This is a genomic window from Mesorhizobium sp. M0590 (assembly GCF_040320905.1).
In the GTDB taxonomy this organism is placed as follows: domain Bacteria; phylum Pseudomonadota; class Alphaproteobacteria; order Rhizobiales; family Rhizobiaceae; genus Mesorhizobium.
Map to the genome: position 1 here is coordinate 1 of NZ_JAMYQN010000066.1, position 1,480 is coordinate 1,480.

Below are 1,480 nucleotides of genomic sequence, written 5' to 3' on the forward strand. Positions count from 1 at the left end.
ACGAACATGAAGTAATCGCGGAAGCGGTGGCCACCTGAGATGTGGCGGCGATGTTCGAACATCTGGCCGGCTGGCTGTCCTCCGATAGGATGAAGAACGGGCTCTCGATCGACACCGGGCCCAGCCACCGAACGGAGGACAGCCATGGAACACTATATCGGCCTCGACGTATCCATGAAAGAGACGGCAATATCGATCCGGCAGAACGGTAAGAGGATTTGGCGGGGCAAGTGCGCATCCGATCCGCAACTGCTTGCGGCGGTGATCCGCAAGCGCGCACCGCATGTCCGGCGGGTTGTGTTCGAAACGGGGCCGCTGTCGGTGTGGTTCTACCATGCGTTGACGGCAGAGGGCCTGCCGGTGATCTGCATCGACGCGCGGCATGCCAAAGCCGCGCTCGACATGGCCGCGAACAAGACCGATGCGAACGATGCCGATGGCCTGGCACATCTGGCCGAGGTCGGCTTCTACCGAGAGGTCCGCGTCAAAGGTTTCGACAGCATGCTGATCCGCACGCTGATCACCGCGCGGCGCCAACTTCTTAAGATGCGTTTGCAGATATCCAATCAAATCCGTGGATTGATGAAGACGTTCGGCCTTGTCGTGCCCAAGGGCGCCGGAAGCGTGTTCGAACGCAACGTTCGCGACCTTCTGCGGGGTGAAGAAAAGCTGGCGCGCATTGTTGTGCCAATGCTGCAGGCATGGAGTGGTATCCGATACCAAATCGCAGAGCTGAGCAAGCAGCTGGCAGCGATGGCGCGTAACGACCAGCATTGCCGTCTGCTCATGTCAGTGCCCGGTGTAGGCACCGTCACAGCCACCGCCTTTGCCGCAGCGGTGGAGGATCCGGCCAACTTCAGGAACTCGCGCGCCGTGGGCGCATGGGTGGGCCTGACCCCGAGGCGCTACCAGTCCGGCGAGGTCGATAATGATGGTCATATCTCGCGCCGTGGCGACAGTCAGTTGCGCGGACTGCTATATGAGGCGGCCGCGGTCATCCTGAACCGGTCGACGGATACCAGCATCCTGCGAACCTGGGCGTTGGAGCTGAAAGATCGGCTCGGCTTCAAGCGAGCGGCCGTGGCCCTGGCGCGCAAGCTGGCAGTCATCATGCATGCGATGCTCCGAACGGGCGAGTTGTTCGATCCGCACGGAGGAAAACCCGCCGCTGTCTGATCCTGCAGACGTTTAGCTACGACCATTCTTCAGGCCATTCCACCGATAGCGTTCTTACAGGACACCGAGTCGTCCCTGCCGGGACGTGGCTGAGATCATTCCGCGAAGCGGGAAGCAACTGCCTCGTTTAGCAGATTGCGTAACGAACATAGGAAGATCTCACCTGCGAAACTCATCCTGCGGCGATCATCGCGTCGACCGCGTAGACGACCCTGTACCCGGCATTCGGACGAACGAGAATCGACAGAAAGGACGACGGCCTTGCACTCACCCCCTTGACGGTCGAGCGATTAGACGACCCGCT

Annotated in this window: 1 protein-coding gene; it reads left to right on the plus strand. The window is 60.7% G+C overall.

The window, feature by feature from the left end; genetic code table 11:
- The first annotated feature begins 144 nt into the window (after positions 1-144).
- Positions 145-1,176, plus strand: a complete 1,032-nt coding sequence (locus NKI52_RS32615) for an IS110 family RNA-guided transposase (RefSeq protein ID WP_352542900.1) — start codon at positions 145-147, stop codon at positions 1,174-1,176.
- Positions 1,177-1,480: the final 304 nt, after the last annotated feature.

Coding starts and splice junctions, on each gene's coding strand:
- NKI52_RS32615 (WP_352542900.1), top strand. CDS start 145: ATGGAACACTATATCGGCCTCGACGTATCCATGAAAGAGACGGCAATA.